Source organism: Paenibacillus sp. BIHB 4019, from assembly GCF_002741035.1.
Classification (GTDB): domain Bacteria; phylum Bacillota; class Bacilli; order Paenibacillales; family Paenibacillaceae; genus Pristimantibacillus.
Genome location: NZ_CP016808.1, coordinates 2,586,725 through 2,599,114, shown reverse-complemented (window position 1 = coordinate 2,599,114; position 12,390 = coordinate 2,586,725). Strand labels below are relative to the sequence as shown.

11 protein-coding genes are annotated in these 12,390 nt (G+C 51.9%); all 11 read right to left on the bottom strand.

From position 1 onward, the window contains the following. Positions 1-161: 161 nt before the first annotated feature. Positions 162-1,163, bottom strand: a complete 1,002-nt coding sequence (mreB, locus tag BBD42_RS11080; RefSeq protein ID WP_056036837.1) for a rod shape-determining protein — start codon at positions 1,161-1,163, stop codon at positions 162-164. A 133-nt stretch (positions 1,164-1,296) separates the two neighbouring features. Then, the gene (spoIIID, locus tag BBD42_RS11075; protein WP_046231346.1) at positions 1,297-1,584 is read right to left on the bottom strand and encodes a sporulation transcriptional regulator SpoIIID; all 288 of its coding nucleotides are present in this window, start codon (positions 1,582-1,584) and stop codon (positions 1,297-1,299) included. 171 nt (positions 1,585-1,755) lie between these two features. Beyond that, positions 1,756-2,499: a M23 family metallopeptidase gene (locus tag BBD42_RS11070; protein WP_099518212.1), complete on the bottom strand. Its 744-nt coding sequence runs from the start codon at positions 2,497-2,499 to the stop codon at positions 1,756-1,758. A 119-nt stretch (positions 2,500-2,618) separates the two neighbouring features. Next, positions 2,619-3,800 carry a stage II sporulation protein D gene (gene spoIID / locus BBD42_RS11065; RefSeq protein WP_237163446.1) on the bottom strand — a complete coding sequence of 394 codons (1,182 nt, stop codon included), beginning with the start codon at positions 3,798-3,800 and terminating at the stop codon, positions 2,619-2,621. 98 nt (positions 3,801-3,898) lie between these two features. Then, positions 3,899-5,071 carry an ABC transporter permease gene (locus BBD42_RS11060; protein ID WP_099518211.1) on the bottom strand — a complete coding sequence of 391 codons (1,173 nt, stop codon included), beginning with the start codon at positions 5,069-5,071 and terminating at the stop codon, positions 3,899-3,901. Continuing rightward, the gene (locus tag BBD42_RS11055) at positions 5,013-5,771 is read right to left on the bottom strand and encodes an ABC transporter ATP-binding protein (RefSeq protein ID WP_099518210.1); all 759 of its coding nucleotides are present in this window, start codon (positions 5,769-5,771) and stop codon (positions 5,013-5,015) included. The genes BBD42_RS11060 and BBD42_RS11055 overlap by 59 nt, the downstream gene beginning before the upstream one ends. Then, positions 5,768-7,381 carry an efflux RND transporter periplasmic adaptor subunit gene (locus BBD42_RS11050; RefSeq protein WP_172455459.1) on the bottom strand — a complete coding sequence of 538 codons (1,614 nt, stop codon included), beginning with the start codon at positions 7,379-7,381 and terminating at the stop codon, positions 5,768-5,770. The genes BBD42_RS11055 and BBD42_RS11050 overlap by 4 nt, the downstream gene beginning before the upstream one ends. A gap of 276 nt (positions 7,382-7,657) precedes the next feature. Then, on the bottom strand, positions 7,658-9,139 hold the full coding sequence (locus BBD42_RS11045; RefSeq protein ID WP_099518208.1) for a glycoside hydrolase family 32 protein: 1,482 nt from the start codon (positions 9,137-9,139) through the stop codon (positions 7,658-7,660). A gap of 25 nt (positions 9,140-9,164) precedes the next feature. Further along, positions 9,165-9,992: a carbohydrate ABC transporter permease gene (locus BBD42_RS11040; protein WP_099518207.1), complete on the bottom strand. Its 828-nt coding sequence runs from the start codon at positions 9,990-9,992 to the stop codon at positions 9,165-9,167. Then, entirely contained in the window at positions 9,992-10,876 is an 885-nt protein-coding gene (locus BBD42_RS11035) for a carbohydrate ABC transporter permease (protein ID WP_099518206.1), read from the bottom strand. The genes BBD42_RS11040 and BBD42_RS11035 overlap by 1 nt, the downstream gene beginning before the upstream one ends. A gap of 104 nt (positions 10,877-10,980) precedes the next feature. After that, positions 10,981-12,324, bottom strand: a complete 1,344-nt coding sequence (locus BBD42_RS11030; RefSeq protein ID WP_099518205.1) for an ABC transporter substrate-binding protein — start codon at positions 12,322-12,324, stop codon at positions 10,981-10,983. Between the last annotated feature and the right edge of the window lie 66 nt (positions 12,325-12,390).

Below are 12,390 nucleotides of genomic sequence, written 5' to 3'. Positions count from 1 at the left end.
CCCTCTCGCTGTATATGCCACTATTTATATATCGGTTATTGGCATGACTTCAGTTATAGCTTCCTATGCGACCTTTGACTCAATTTAACGCCTCGGCGCGTCCCCTTTTAAACGCCCTACCCGCGCAAACGGCTATGCAAGCGCTGCTTCTGCCTAACTCCTTAGAAGCGGGGCTTTTTGCCAAGCTTGTCCAAGTTATCAAGCAGAATGCCGGTACCTTTAACGACGCAATGCATCGGATCTTCCGCAATCAGCACCGGAACCTTGAGTTCTTCCGCAAGCAGCGTATCCAGGCCATTCAGCAATGCACCGCCACCGGTCAAAATAACGCCCCTGTCAATAATATCTGCCGACAGCTCAGGCGGCGTTTTTTCCAGTACGGACTTCGCCGTAGCCACGATGGACATGACCGAATCCCAAAGCGCTTCTTGAATCTCTTCCGAATGAATCGTCATGGTCAGCGGCAAGCCCGTTACCATATCGCGTCCACGGATATCCATTTCCGAGCGTTGTCCGTCCTCGTAAACTTTACCGATTTTGATCTTGATATCCTCGCTTGTCCGCTCGCCGATCAGCAGCTTGTACTTATCTTTAATATACTTCATGATCGCAGCGTCGAACTTGTCTCCGGCGATTTTTATAGAAGAGGCGGTCACGACGTCGCCCATGGACAGGACCGCTACATCCGTCGTGCCTCCGCCAATATCTACAACCATGTTGCCGCTAGGCTGGAAGATGTCCATTCCAGCCCCAATAGCGGCAGCTTTAGCTTCCTCTTCCAAAAATACTTCCTTGGCTCCGCTGCGTTCCGCCGCTTCACGAATCGCCTTTTGCTCAACGGATGTTATATTCGTTGGCGCGCAAATCAAGATGCGCGGACGGCTCAGCCATTTACGCCCTTCTACCCGATCAATAAACGCTTTCAGCATAATTTCCGTTATTTCGAAGTCAGCAATAACCCCATCCCTTAACGGGCGGATTGCAATAATGTTTCCTGGCGTACGGCCGACCATCCGGTGAGCTTCCTCACCAACGGCAAGCACCTTCTTCGTGTCGCTCTCAATCGCGACGACAGACGGCTCATCGAGCACAACGCCTCTCCCTTTTACATGAATAGATACGTTAGCCGTTCCCAAATCAATTCCAATGTCCTTGCTCAGCATAAGGCGTAAGTCCTCCAACGAATAGTGTAAACGCTACGGTCAATTAGTTCCCACGACGTAGAAACCCCTAACGTACATTATTCGCCAAAAAACTATAAAATCCTCTACCCGTTTGTAATAATTTGCGAATAAATTATGTTTTCCCGGCTGCCAGAACTTCCCTCTTCTTCGTGCTCGTTTTCTTATATTTGATTTTCGTCGCTTCTCCCCCGCGCAGATGGCGGATTGACTTGTGATACTCCAAAATGTGCTTCACCTGATCCGCCAGGTCGGGGTTAATTTCCGGCAGCCGTTCGGTTAAATCCTTATGGACCGTACTCTTGGATACGCCGAACTCCTTGGCGATCGTTCGTACCGTATGCTTCGTCTCCACGATGCAACGGCCTATTTTAATGGTTCGCTCTTTGATGTAATCGTGCACGTTCCCGCCTCCCTACTCGAGATAGTTTGGTACATTATATGAGGGGCGCGGGTATATATTCTTTATGGTCAAGCCTGACAAGCCAGTTTGTCATAAAATTTTCATAAAAATACAAAACAGGCAGGGGATATTCCCCTGCCTGCAAGGCCTGAAGACCTATTTTGCCAGCGTTTATTGCTCGCCGACTACGGTGCTTGGATTGACGGCTTTTCCGTTTTCACGCACTTCAAAGTGCAGATGGACGCCCAAATCCTTTTCCTGCTCGTTGCGAGCCGCTTTGGCAATAATCGTTCCCTGCTTCACTTCATCGCCTACCGCCACATTCACGTCGCTAAGGCTTTGGTAGGTAGTCACAAGACCGTCGCCATGGTTGATTTCGATAATGCTGCCATTTGTCGGATGATTGAGCACGAGGCTCACTTTGCCCGACATAGCGGCTACCACATCAAACGGCTGGTCATTCGGGTCTACAAGATCGATACCCATATGCGGCGAGAAAGTATTTCCCATCTGCACCATAGCTGCCTGACGCTCATCACTGCTCGCGTTAGCATCATAGAAAGGTGTCTCGATTTGCAGCGCATCCTTGTTTACAACCGGCCATTGCAATTGCTCGCCTTCGCGAATGACTTCATCCACTGCGCCCTCCGGTTGTGTTGCCGTACCCTCGCCTACTGTGGCTTCCGATTGGCCCGGATGTTCTGAGGCTGTCGTTTGCTTGCTGTCATCCGCTCCCTGGTAGACCCACATTAAGGTTACGATAATTGCTGCCGCGGCCATAAATATTGCTGGCGAAACCCATTTGCGTGCCAGCAGCCTTTTAAATCCATTGCCTGAACCCGCGGCAGATGATGCTCCCAGTCCATTTTTGGGAGTTTCCTCTGAGCCTTGCTTTGGTTTATTTTGATTGTTCATTTCTATCACCTCACTAGCCATTGTTGCCAGATTCGCTAGGTTTATACGTGAGGGCAGATGGAATAATCGATAAAAATATAGAGACTTTAAGATTTCGAAAAAGCCTGTGTTTCCCTGCGCTAGGAGCGCCCGAGCAGCGCTGCCGAGAACTTGGAAGCCTGCTCTACCTTCGCACCCGTATAGTAATAGGTTAATATATCTTTCGCCGAATAGCCTAGCTTTGCCATTCCGTTCGCTCCCCATTGGCTCATGCCGACGCCATGTCCATACCCGTAAGTTGTAATGGTGATGGCCTTATCGTTCATTTTCCATGTAAAAGCGGCTGAGGCTAGTCCCAATCGTTCGCGCACCTCGCGGCCTGTAAATACCGTTCCGGCGATTTCGATTTTGCTGATGCTTTTTCCTGCCGTTGCAGCTAATACCCGAATGGAAGGCTGAACCCTGCTCTCCCCCTGAAGGCCAAGCTTCTCATAAAATTGCGCCAGCGTCAGCTCCACGCTTTCTTTGTATCGCGGCGACAGCTTGATGTCCCATGGACTCGCGACGCTGCGCAAATAAGGAATCTCGCCCGACCAATAGTCTTCGGAATTTTCTGTATACCCGCTGCTTGTGGAAAAAAAAGCGGCTTGGATCGGCTCGCCATTATACGTGACGATTAGTCCCTCCGTCTGCTTCACCGCTTCATTCAGCTTCTTCATATTAGCGGTCTGCTTGGCTCCTTGCCAATGCTGCTTCAGCTGCGAGAGCGGCAAATAGGCTTGATGGGCAATCGTGTCCGTTACATCTGCCTCTATATTTTCCACGCCGCTGTCATCCCCGGAAGCGAGGCGGCGTACGATATAGGTGCGAGCAGCTATCGCCTGCGCCTTGAGCGCTTCCAGCTCGAAATCCGCTGGCATTTCCGCGGCGATAACGCCGCGCACATATTCCTCCAGCGGCAAGCTTTCCGTACGCTGTTCCTTCATCATATAAGTGCGTACGATGAGCCCGTTAAGCGCGCCTGTCGTTTTGGGCAACAGCCCGCCCATATGCTGCGCAATAACAGCGCTGCCCGCTTCGACTTTATTCGCCCCGCTGCCGCTGCCCGTGCCGGGCTGCTCAAAGACCGTCCCCGCTGCCCCTTCCGGCTGTGCATTCGCTAGAGTCGCGGGCATGCGGGCCGGCATACCTCCAAGGGAAACTTTCATTAAAGCTACGGTAATGCCAAGCAATAGGCCTATTGAAAAAATAGGCACCCAGCGGCTGCTCTTCAAGCGTTGCAGCGCTTCTGACACTCTGCGTTCGATTCTCCTTCGTCTCATCCCTGCTCCTTCCGCCACCTTTTTATAGCAATGCCATCCTGCTTAACTGGATAGTCCATTCTATGAGCGGATTTAATAGGGTAGAACAGAAAGGAGAGCTAATCGTGGCGCAGCGCGTCGACTGGCTTCAGCCTCGAAGCTTTATTGGCCGGGAAAATGCCGAACACGATTCCGACAAAAGCAGAGAAGGCAAACGACAAAATGACTGTATTAAACGGAACCGAAGTATCCGTCCCATTCACCACCCCAATGACATAGGAGCCCAAATAACCGAATCCGATGCCGAGCGCGCCGCCCATGCCGCTAATGACAACGGCCTCCACAAGAAACTGGAACAAAATATCTCTGCGCTTTGCACCGAGCGACTTGCGGATGCCGATTTCCCGCGTCCGCTCCGTAACGGACACCAGCATAATATTCATGACTCCAATGCCGCCGACAAGCAGCGTAATAGCTGCCACATAAAGCAGCATCGTATTCATCGTCTCGTTGACCGAATTAAGCGTCTCTACCGCATCCTGCTGGTTGAACACCCGATAGCTGCTGTCGTCCCCCCTGAATTTTTCCAGCAGCTTGGCCTCAAGCGCTGCGACGGTTATATCCATCAGATCAAGATCGGTCACCTTGAGAGCGACTGTACGCACACCGACACTATCAAAAAGCTTTTGCGCCGTCGTAATTGGAATCGCAATTTTTTCATCGTTGGAGCCGGTGAGCGAGCTGCCTTTCGCCTCCAAAAGCCCGACGATCGTAAAGCGGCTGCCATTCACTTGAATCGTTTTGCCAATCGGGTCCTCTTCTTCGAATAACTCCGTTGCCGTATCAACCCCGATTAATGCAACCTTTTGGGTGTTTTTCACATCCATCGAGGCGATGTATCTGCCGGACTGCACGCTGAAATCGCTCACCTGCTCGTAATCCGGCGTAATGCCCTCTACCGTCACGCTCGTACTATTTTTCGCATACTTCACCGTTGCACTGCCACTTACCGTCGGGGATACGCCCTCCACATTCGGAATATCACCCAAAGCCATCGCATCGTCTAGCGAAAGGGAGGTTGCCGTTCCGCGGCCTGTTATAGTTACCGACAAGGAGTTGGTGCCAAGGCTGGCAACCTGCTCCTCCACTTGCTTCGTCGAGCCTTGCCCCATACCGACCAGCGCAATAACCGTCGCTACGCCGATCAGTATGCCCAGCATGGAGAGGGCCGTTCTAAGCTTGCTTGACAAGACGCTCTTGATCGCCATCCTGAACCCTTGCGTCAGCTTCATCCCTTTCCCTCCTTTCCTCGGTCAGCACGCCGTCCCGCATAATAACCGTACGGCTTGCCCGATGAGCGACCTCCATATCATGCGTAATCAGCACAATCGTATGGCCCTGCCGATTCAAGTCCTCCATGAGCTGCAGCACTTCCTGCCCCGTCTTCATATCGAGTGCTCCAGTCGGCTCATCCGCCAGCAAAATCGGCGGGTTTGTCGCCAGCGCCCGGGCGATGGCAACCCGCTGCTGCTGTCCGCCCGACAGCTCGCTCGGACGGTGATGCACCCGCTCTCCAAGGCCGACCTGCTCCAGCGCCTTCATCGCCATAGCTCTGCGCTGCTTCGCAGGCAGCCCTCGATAAATGAGCGGCAGCTCGCAATTTTCAAGTGCGGTAAGCCGTGGCAGCAGGTGAAAGCCTTGAAAAATAAACCCGATCTTCTTATTGCGAATATCCGCCAGCTTATTCTCGCTCATCCCTCTTACCTCGATGCCGTCCAGCTTATAGCTGCCATCGGTCGGCGTATCCAGACAGCCGATGACATTCATCATTGTTGATTTTCCCGAGCCGGAAGGCCCGACAATAGCGACAAAATCGCCTTTTTCCACCTGAAAGGATACGCCTTTAAGAATCGTCACGGTTTCCCGGCCCATCACGTAATTTTTGACGAGATGGTTAATGTCGATTAAAATGCCGCTGCCCTCGCTACTCATGGGCGACCACCGCCTGCTCCGCCGCCGCCAGTGAACCCGCCGCCACCGCCGCCGAATCCGCCACCTCCACCGCCGAATCCGCCTTGCATCATGCCGCCTCCCATAGTCGCTTGATTTTGCTGGGTCGTCGTTGTTGTCATGCCCACTGTGCCCTGCGGCGTTGGAATGAGTACGGAGTCGCCTTCATTCAGCCCCGAAATAATTTCCACATACGTTTCATCGCTGATTCCCGCTTCCACTTCGACTAGCTGGCCTTCCATCTGGGCGCCGCCGCGCTGCATGTTTGTCGTGCCTTGCGCCGTTCCGCCCGTACCTGCTGCTCCAGTACCTTGAGTACCCGCTGCGCCTTGTGTTCCACGTGTTCCCTGGGTGCCAGCTGTACCTTGGACAGCTCCGCCCGCAGCTTGGCCGCCGGTTCCACCTTGTGCTCCGCGTGTTCCTTGTGTACCCGTGCCGCCTTGAGCATCGTTTGCACCTTGATCACCGGCAGCGCCTTGTGTCCCGCCGGCACCTTGAGCGCCTGGTGCGCCTTGGCCTTGTGTGCCCGTAGTACCTTGCGCACCGTTCGAGCCTTGAGCTCCGGCAGCTCCATCCGTGCCTTGTCCGCCTGACCCTCCAGCAGCTCCTTGTGCCCCTGCTGCTCCGTTCGCACCTTGAGTGCCGGTCGCACTTTGCGTGCCTGTTGGCACGCGAACGAAGGATTTGCCGCCACGTTCAATAACAGCGTCTACCGGTACAACGACGACATCATTTCTCGACTCCAAAATAATGTCCGCTTCCCCCGACATGCCCGTCATCACGCCATCAATTGTGTCCAGCGAAATCGTTACCTCATAGGCGGATACGCCATTCGATGCCGTGCCCTCGCGAGCCAAGCTGGCTACTTTGCCTTCGATCGTCTTGTCCGTCAGGGCACTCAAATAAACTTGCACCACTTGGCCTACTTTGACCGATGGAATATCAAGCTCATCGACCTGCACGACAAAATCAAGCAAATCGTAATTGACGATAGATGCAATAACCGTATTCGCTACAACCTCATCACCAACGGAAACCTCGCTTTCCGTCACCTCGCCATCAATCGTCGCCACAACTTCCGTCACCTTCAGCTGATCTTCCCTCATCGTGGTCAGGCTGTCTTGGTTTTGCTTGATTTCCAGCGCCAGCATCTCCATATCCGTTTTGATGCTTTGCTGGGTCGCCAATTCATCCTCCGTGCCCGCAGCTTCCTTATATTTGGTCTGATATTGCTCCATCTGCACCTGCTGCTTCTTGATCGAAAGCTCCGTCTGCTCAATCTGGCTATCGTAGTCCTTCTCGGATTCAAACGTTGCCAGCACTTGGCCTGCCTTCACCTTATCGCCGACTTTGAAGTTCAGCTTTGCAATCGTACCGGATACGCCGGACGTTACGGTTTCGCGAGAGTTGGCTTCTACACTGCCTGTCGCGCTTATTTTCAGCTCAATATTGCCCCGCGTCGCTTTCACCGTTTGCGAGGTTGCCGCCTGCACCGTCGCCGGCTGCCCCATCTTCAAATAATAATAGGCACCGCCTCCGCCGGCCGCGCCTACTACAAGGATAATACCAAGCCATAGCTTCCACTTTTTCATCGACTGTATTCCACCCTCCGACTGACATATTCGTGACGAATATAGCATGAAAAAATGAACGGAGAATGAACAAGCCTGGCCGAGGATCCGCCCTAGCTAGTACCGCGCTGCAAGAACCTCCATCGTTTCTGCCGCTGAAAATAAAAAAGAGAACAGGACACAACCTCTGTCCTGTTCTCAAACCTGGCTTGCGCCAATCACGCTCACGTTTGCAGCGCCGCTCTAAACTAGCCGCGAGGCTGCCCTCGCTTATAGGGACGCTGAATTGAAGCTGCATTAAAGCTGGCGTTCAATATCCCATTTTTTAAATGAAACGAGTGTACCCGTTCCGCCCGAGGCGAAGGCGGCAATGCCTGTCGAGGCTTCGCCCGGATAAATACGTCCGGTCATCACTTTTTCCCCGCCTTGGAGAAACACCTCCACCGACGACTGATCGACGAAAATACGCAGCGAAAGCTCTTCGCCTTCCGCAAGCGCAATGGCCGTCCTTCTTTCGCCGCCTTGCCCGATACCTGAGCAATCCCGGTTGAAGCGGAACAGCCCTTCTTCTGCATGATAGGCAAGCACCGTCTTTTCTCCTGCCCCATTCGTCCGCAGCTTCAAGCCGAGCTCACGGGCGCTGCCGATACGGAACACCACTTCAAGCTCATAGCAATCCCCACGAGCAGTAAGCAGCTGCTCCCCTGCAAGCTCCAACTCCCTCAGCTCAAAGCCATTGCGGCGGTACGCCTTCAGCTCTTCCAGCGGCTGAAACAGCAGCTTCCTATCGCTGCTGCGCAGCACAGCTTCACGCGGCAGCGTCATCGCCCCGGCCCAATAATGTCCGAGCTGGGTCGGAATTTCCTGCTCCCACGTTTCCATCCAGCCGATGACGATGCGCCGGCCTTGCGAGTCGAGTGCCGTCTGCGGCGCATAAAAATCAAAGCCGTAATCAACCGGCTCATAGCCGTCATACGAGAACGAGCCTGTCTCCGCATTTAATTTTCCTACCATATAAGTGGTGGAATGCAAATTACGATAGTGGTCGCCCTGAGCTGGCATCCGCTGCGGCGACATCATCAGTACATCATAGTCGCCCAGTGGGAACAAATCCGGGCATTCCCAATTGTCGCCCATCTGTCCGTCGCTGCGCGCCATCTCGCCAACAAAGGTCCAATTCACAAGATTCTGTGAACGGTAGAGCAAAATCAAGCCGTGCCCTGCACCGTCATTCGAGCCGATGACCGTATAATAGCAGCCGTCACGCTCAAACACCTTCGGATCGCGAAAATCTTTGCGGCTCGCTCCAGCCGGAATTTGCTCCAGCCCAAGCACCGGATTGCTCGCCAGCTTAGCGAATGCCAAGCCATCGTCTGATATCGCTATATTTTGCGTCTGATAATAGTCCGTATCCCCATTCGGGCCTGTCACGACATGTCCCGTATACATAAGATGAAGCTTGCCTTCATGGACAATCGCGCTCCCAGAGAAGCACCCGCCGCTGTCATAAGGCTGATCTGGCGCGAGCGCAACCGGCGCATATTCCCAAGAAACCAAATCACGGCTAATCGCATGGCCCCAATGCATCGGCCCCCATGCCGGCTGATACGGGTAATATTGATAAAACAAATGATACTGCCCTTCATGAAAAATAAAACCGTTCGGGTCGTTCATCCAGCCAAACTCCGCCATCAAATGATAGCCAAGACGGTACTGCGGCCGCAGCAGATGCTTTCTTTCCGCCACAAACTGCTCGGCATTGTCGAGCGTATACAACATGATCAATCATCCTATTCTTACGCGTTTATTTAATGGAGCCTTGCATGACGCCTTGAATAATAAATTTCTGTGCGAACAAATAGACGACGAGTATCGGTAAAATAGTCAACAGAAGTCCTGCCATCAGCGGTCCGTAATCGACGGTATAAGTGCCATAGAAATAAAAGGTCGAGAGCGGCAGCGTGCGCTGCTCCGATGAAGTCAGCACAAGCGATGGAAGCAGGAAGTCATTCCAGATCCATAATACATTCAAAATCGCAATTGTCACCGACGTTGGAGTGAGCACCGGAAACACAATGCGGAAAAACGTCTGTGTCCGCGTGCAGCCATCAATCATTGCGGCCTCCTCCAGCTCCGCCGGAATGCTTTTTACAAAACCGTGATAAATGAACACCGCAAGCGGGCTTCCAAAGCCGAGATACATATAAATCAGCGTCCATTTGTTATCCAGCAGATGCAGATTGCCATACACCTTCACAAGCGGAATCATAATTGCCTGGAACGGAATAATCATCGCGGCTACCATCAGAAAAAACGTATATTGATTAAATTTGCTTTGGTTTCGCACAAAGAAATGGGCAGTCATGGCCGCAAGCACCGAGATGAGCAATACGCTCAGCACCGTAATGATAACCGTGTTCGTAAACGCGGATACATAATTCATTTTCGTAAACGCCGACTCGTAATTCGCCAGATTGAAGCTGCCAGGCAGAGAAAGCGGCGAAGCGGTGATCACTTTATTTTCCTTAAAGGAATTGACGATTAGCAAAATAAATGGAAAGACGAAGGCCACAAGGCCAACCAGCAAAACAATAAACTTGCTCCATTCCATAGAGGCTTTCCAGCGCTTCATCAGGCCTCCACCTCCAGCTTCTTGCTGAAATACACTTGCAATAGCGTAATGCCCGCTACGAGCAGGAACAGTACAAGCGCTTCCGCCTGGCCTACCCCATAATCTCTTGAGAGGAACGCTTTCTCATACACATGCATCGAGACCATTTCCGTGCTTTTGAACGGTCCGCCCTTCGTCAGCGTCAGGTTCAAATCGTAAACCATAAACGTGCGCTGCAGCGATAAAAATACACATACGATAAAGGATGGCACCATCAGCGGCAAAATCATCGTCCGCAGCTTGCGGAATGCCGTTGCCCCATCAATGCTGGCCGCCTCCATAATATCCTTCGGCACATTCATGAGGCCCGCCACATAAATAACCATCATATAACCGGCATATTGCCACACCGTTACAATAATAAGCGCCAAAAATGCTTTATCCGGATCAGCGAGCCAAGACGTGCCGAATACGGAGATGCCTGCTTTTTGTCCTATGGATACGAGTACGTTCGAGAAAATAAATTGCCATACAAATCCAAGCACAATGCCGCCGACCAAATTTGGAATGAAAAATCCGGCCCGGAAAAAGCTCTGGCCCTTCAAGCCGCTTGATAAAAAATAGGCTAGCAAGAAGGCCACCACATTGACGAGCGCCACGCTGATAAACACATATTTAAGCGTCAAATAAAAAGATTTCCAAAACACCGCGTCTTTCCACACGCTGGCATAGTTTTCAAAACCGACCATCGTGCTCGTTGTGGAAATGCCGTCCCAATCCGTAAACGTTAAATAAATGCCGTACAGAAAAGGCACAATCATAACGGTGGCAAAAGCAAACAGGGTGGGCCCGGTGAACAATAACCGCAGCCGAAGGCGGCTCCAACGTCCTTTTTCCGATATCATCGTTATCCCTCGCTAACGTTTCATGGAAGCGAAGCAATGGACAAGTCGCATGGGCTTCTCCACTGCTTCCGCTTCGCAGCTGTTGATTGTTTGTCTACTTTAATCTACTTTACAGAAGTCCAATAATCTTGAATTTCCTTCGCCAAGGTGGCGCGGTCAGCGGCCCCAGCTAAATATTTTTGCATCGAAGCGCCTAGCTTGCTCCAGTGGTCCGCTGGGAGCGCGCTCATCGACTCCTCGATTTTGCCGTTTGTAATATAAGCTTGAATCGACTTGGCCAGTGCATTTTTCTGCTCAAGAGTAATGTTTTTGAACGCAGGGATAATGCTTGCTTTATTGACCAGGAAGTCTTGGCCCTTCTCCTTATAAACTAGCCATTCCAGAAACGTCTTGGCTGCTGCCTGCTGCTCGGGTGTGCTCTTCTCTTTATCTATTACGAGGCGTTTCGATACAGCAGCGGAAATTTGCGTGTTGCCGAAATCTTCCGGGTTGTTGCTGACTGGTACGGGCAGAAAACCGTATTCGCCGCTCGCCGTATCAAAGCTGCTAATTTCCGTCCAAGCCCAGTTGCCCTGGAACCAGACGCCAACCTCGCCTTTGCCAAGCACTTCCGGCCCTCTCTCATACGTGCCTGCAAGAGGAGAAGCTTTATCAATATTGTATTGCTTCATCAGGTCGAATGTATCCATCAGCCCGTTAAACACCTTATTAGAAGCAAGGTCTACGCTGCCGGCCTTCAGATCGGCAATGAACTGGTTAACTGCCGCTTTATCTGCTGATTGCCCTGCGTAAGAAAGTGGCAGATAGTGGGCGCCAAGCGACCAATCCATAGGCGACACGATTAAAGCGCTTGTGCCGGAAGCTTCGATTTTTTTAAATAAATCTTCCAGCGCTTTCGTCGTCGTAATGGCAGCTGGATCAAAGCTGCCTCCGACCGCCTTATCTACGACCGCTTTGTTGTAAATAAAGCCGTAGCCTTCTATCGAGAGAGGGAACGCATAGTTTTTACCGTCAAATGTCGTCAGGTCATTGCTGCCGTCAACGGCATCGGACATCCATTTTTCCCCGCTCAGATCAAGGAGGCGATCTTTGAACTTCTCGACATCCCCTGTATCCAGCATCGTAATGGTCGATGGGCTGTTCGCCGCATACAACGCTGAGGCTTTCTCAAATGGCGATTGTCCTGCTGCAACCGGAATAATTTCCAACGTAATGTTTGGATAATCCTCTTTAAAGGCTTTTGCTGCATCTTCAAGCTGCGTCAAAATTTCGCCTTTGGAATTCAGCAGCGTAATTTTCACCTCTCCTGAAGCACTTCCACTAGTTGCGCCGCCTTCAGCTGTGGATGAATCTGTAGGTGTTGAGCCAGCGTTGCCTCCGCAAGCCGTTACTACGATAACCATTACCAAAGATACGAGCAGAGCCTGCAAGCTTTTCCAAGATTTCATTCGTTCGTCCCCCGATTCTAAATGATAAATATTCTATGCTGGAACCGATTTATAAACCGCTTTCAT

Coding starts and splice junctions, on each gene's coding strand:
- mreB (WP_056036837.1), bottom strand. CDS start 1,163: ATGCTGAGCAAGGACATTGGAATTGATTTGGGAACGGCTAACGTATCT.
- BBD42_RS11070 (WP_099518212.1), bottom strand. CDS start 2,499: ATGAACAATCAAAATAAACCAAAGCAAGGCTCAGAGGAAACTCCCAAA.
- spoIID (WP_237163446.1), bottom strand. CDS start 3,800: ATGAGACGAAGGAGAATCGAACGCAGAGTGTCAGAAGCGCTGCAACGC.
- BBD42_RS11060 (WP_099518211.1), bottom strand. CDS start 5,071: ATGAAGCTGACGCAAGGGTTCAGGATGGCGATCAAGAGCGTCTTGTCA.
- BBD42_RS11055 (WP_099518210.1), bottom strand. CDS start 5,771: ATGAGTAGCGAGGGCAGCGGCATTTTAATCGACATTAACCATCTCGTC.
- BBD42_RS11050 (WP_172455459.1), bottom strand. CDS start 7,381: ATGAAAAAGTGGAAGCTATGGCTTGGTATTATCCTTGTAGTAGGCGCG.
- BBD42_RS11045 (WP_099518208.1), bottom strand. CDS start 9,139: ATGTTGTATACGCTCGACAATGCCGAGCAGTTTGTGGCGGAAAGAAAG.
- BBD42_RS11040 (WP_099518207.1), bottom strand. CDS start 9,992: ATGAAGCGCTGGAAAGCCTCTATGGAATGGAGCAAGTTTATTGTTTTG.
- BBD42_RS11035 (WP_099518206.1), bottom strand. CDS start 10,876: ATGATATCGGAAAAAGGACGTTGGAGCCGCCTTCGGCTGCGGTTATTG.
- BBD42_RS11030 (WP_099518205.1), bottom strand. CDS start 12,324: ATGAAATCTTGGAAAAGCTTGCAGGCTCTGCTCGTATCTTTGGTAATG.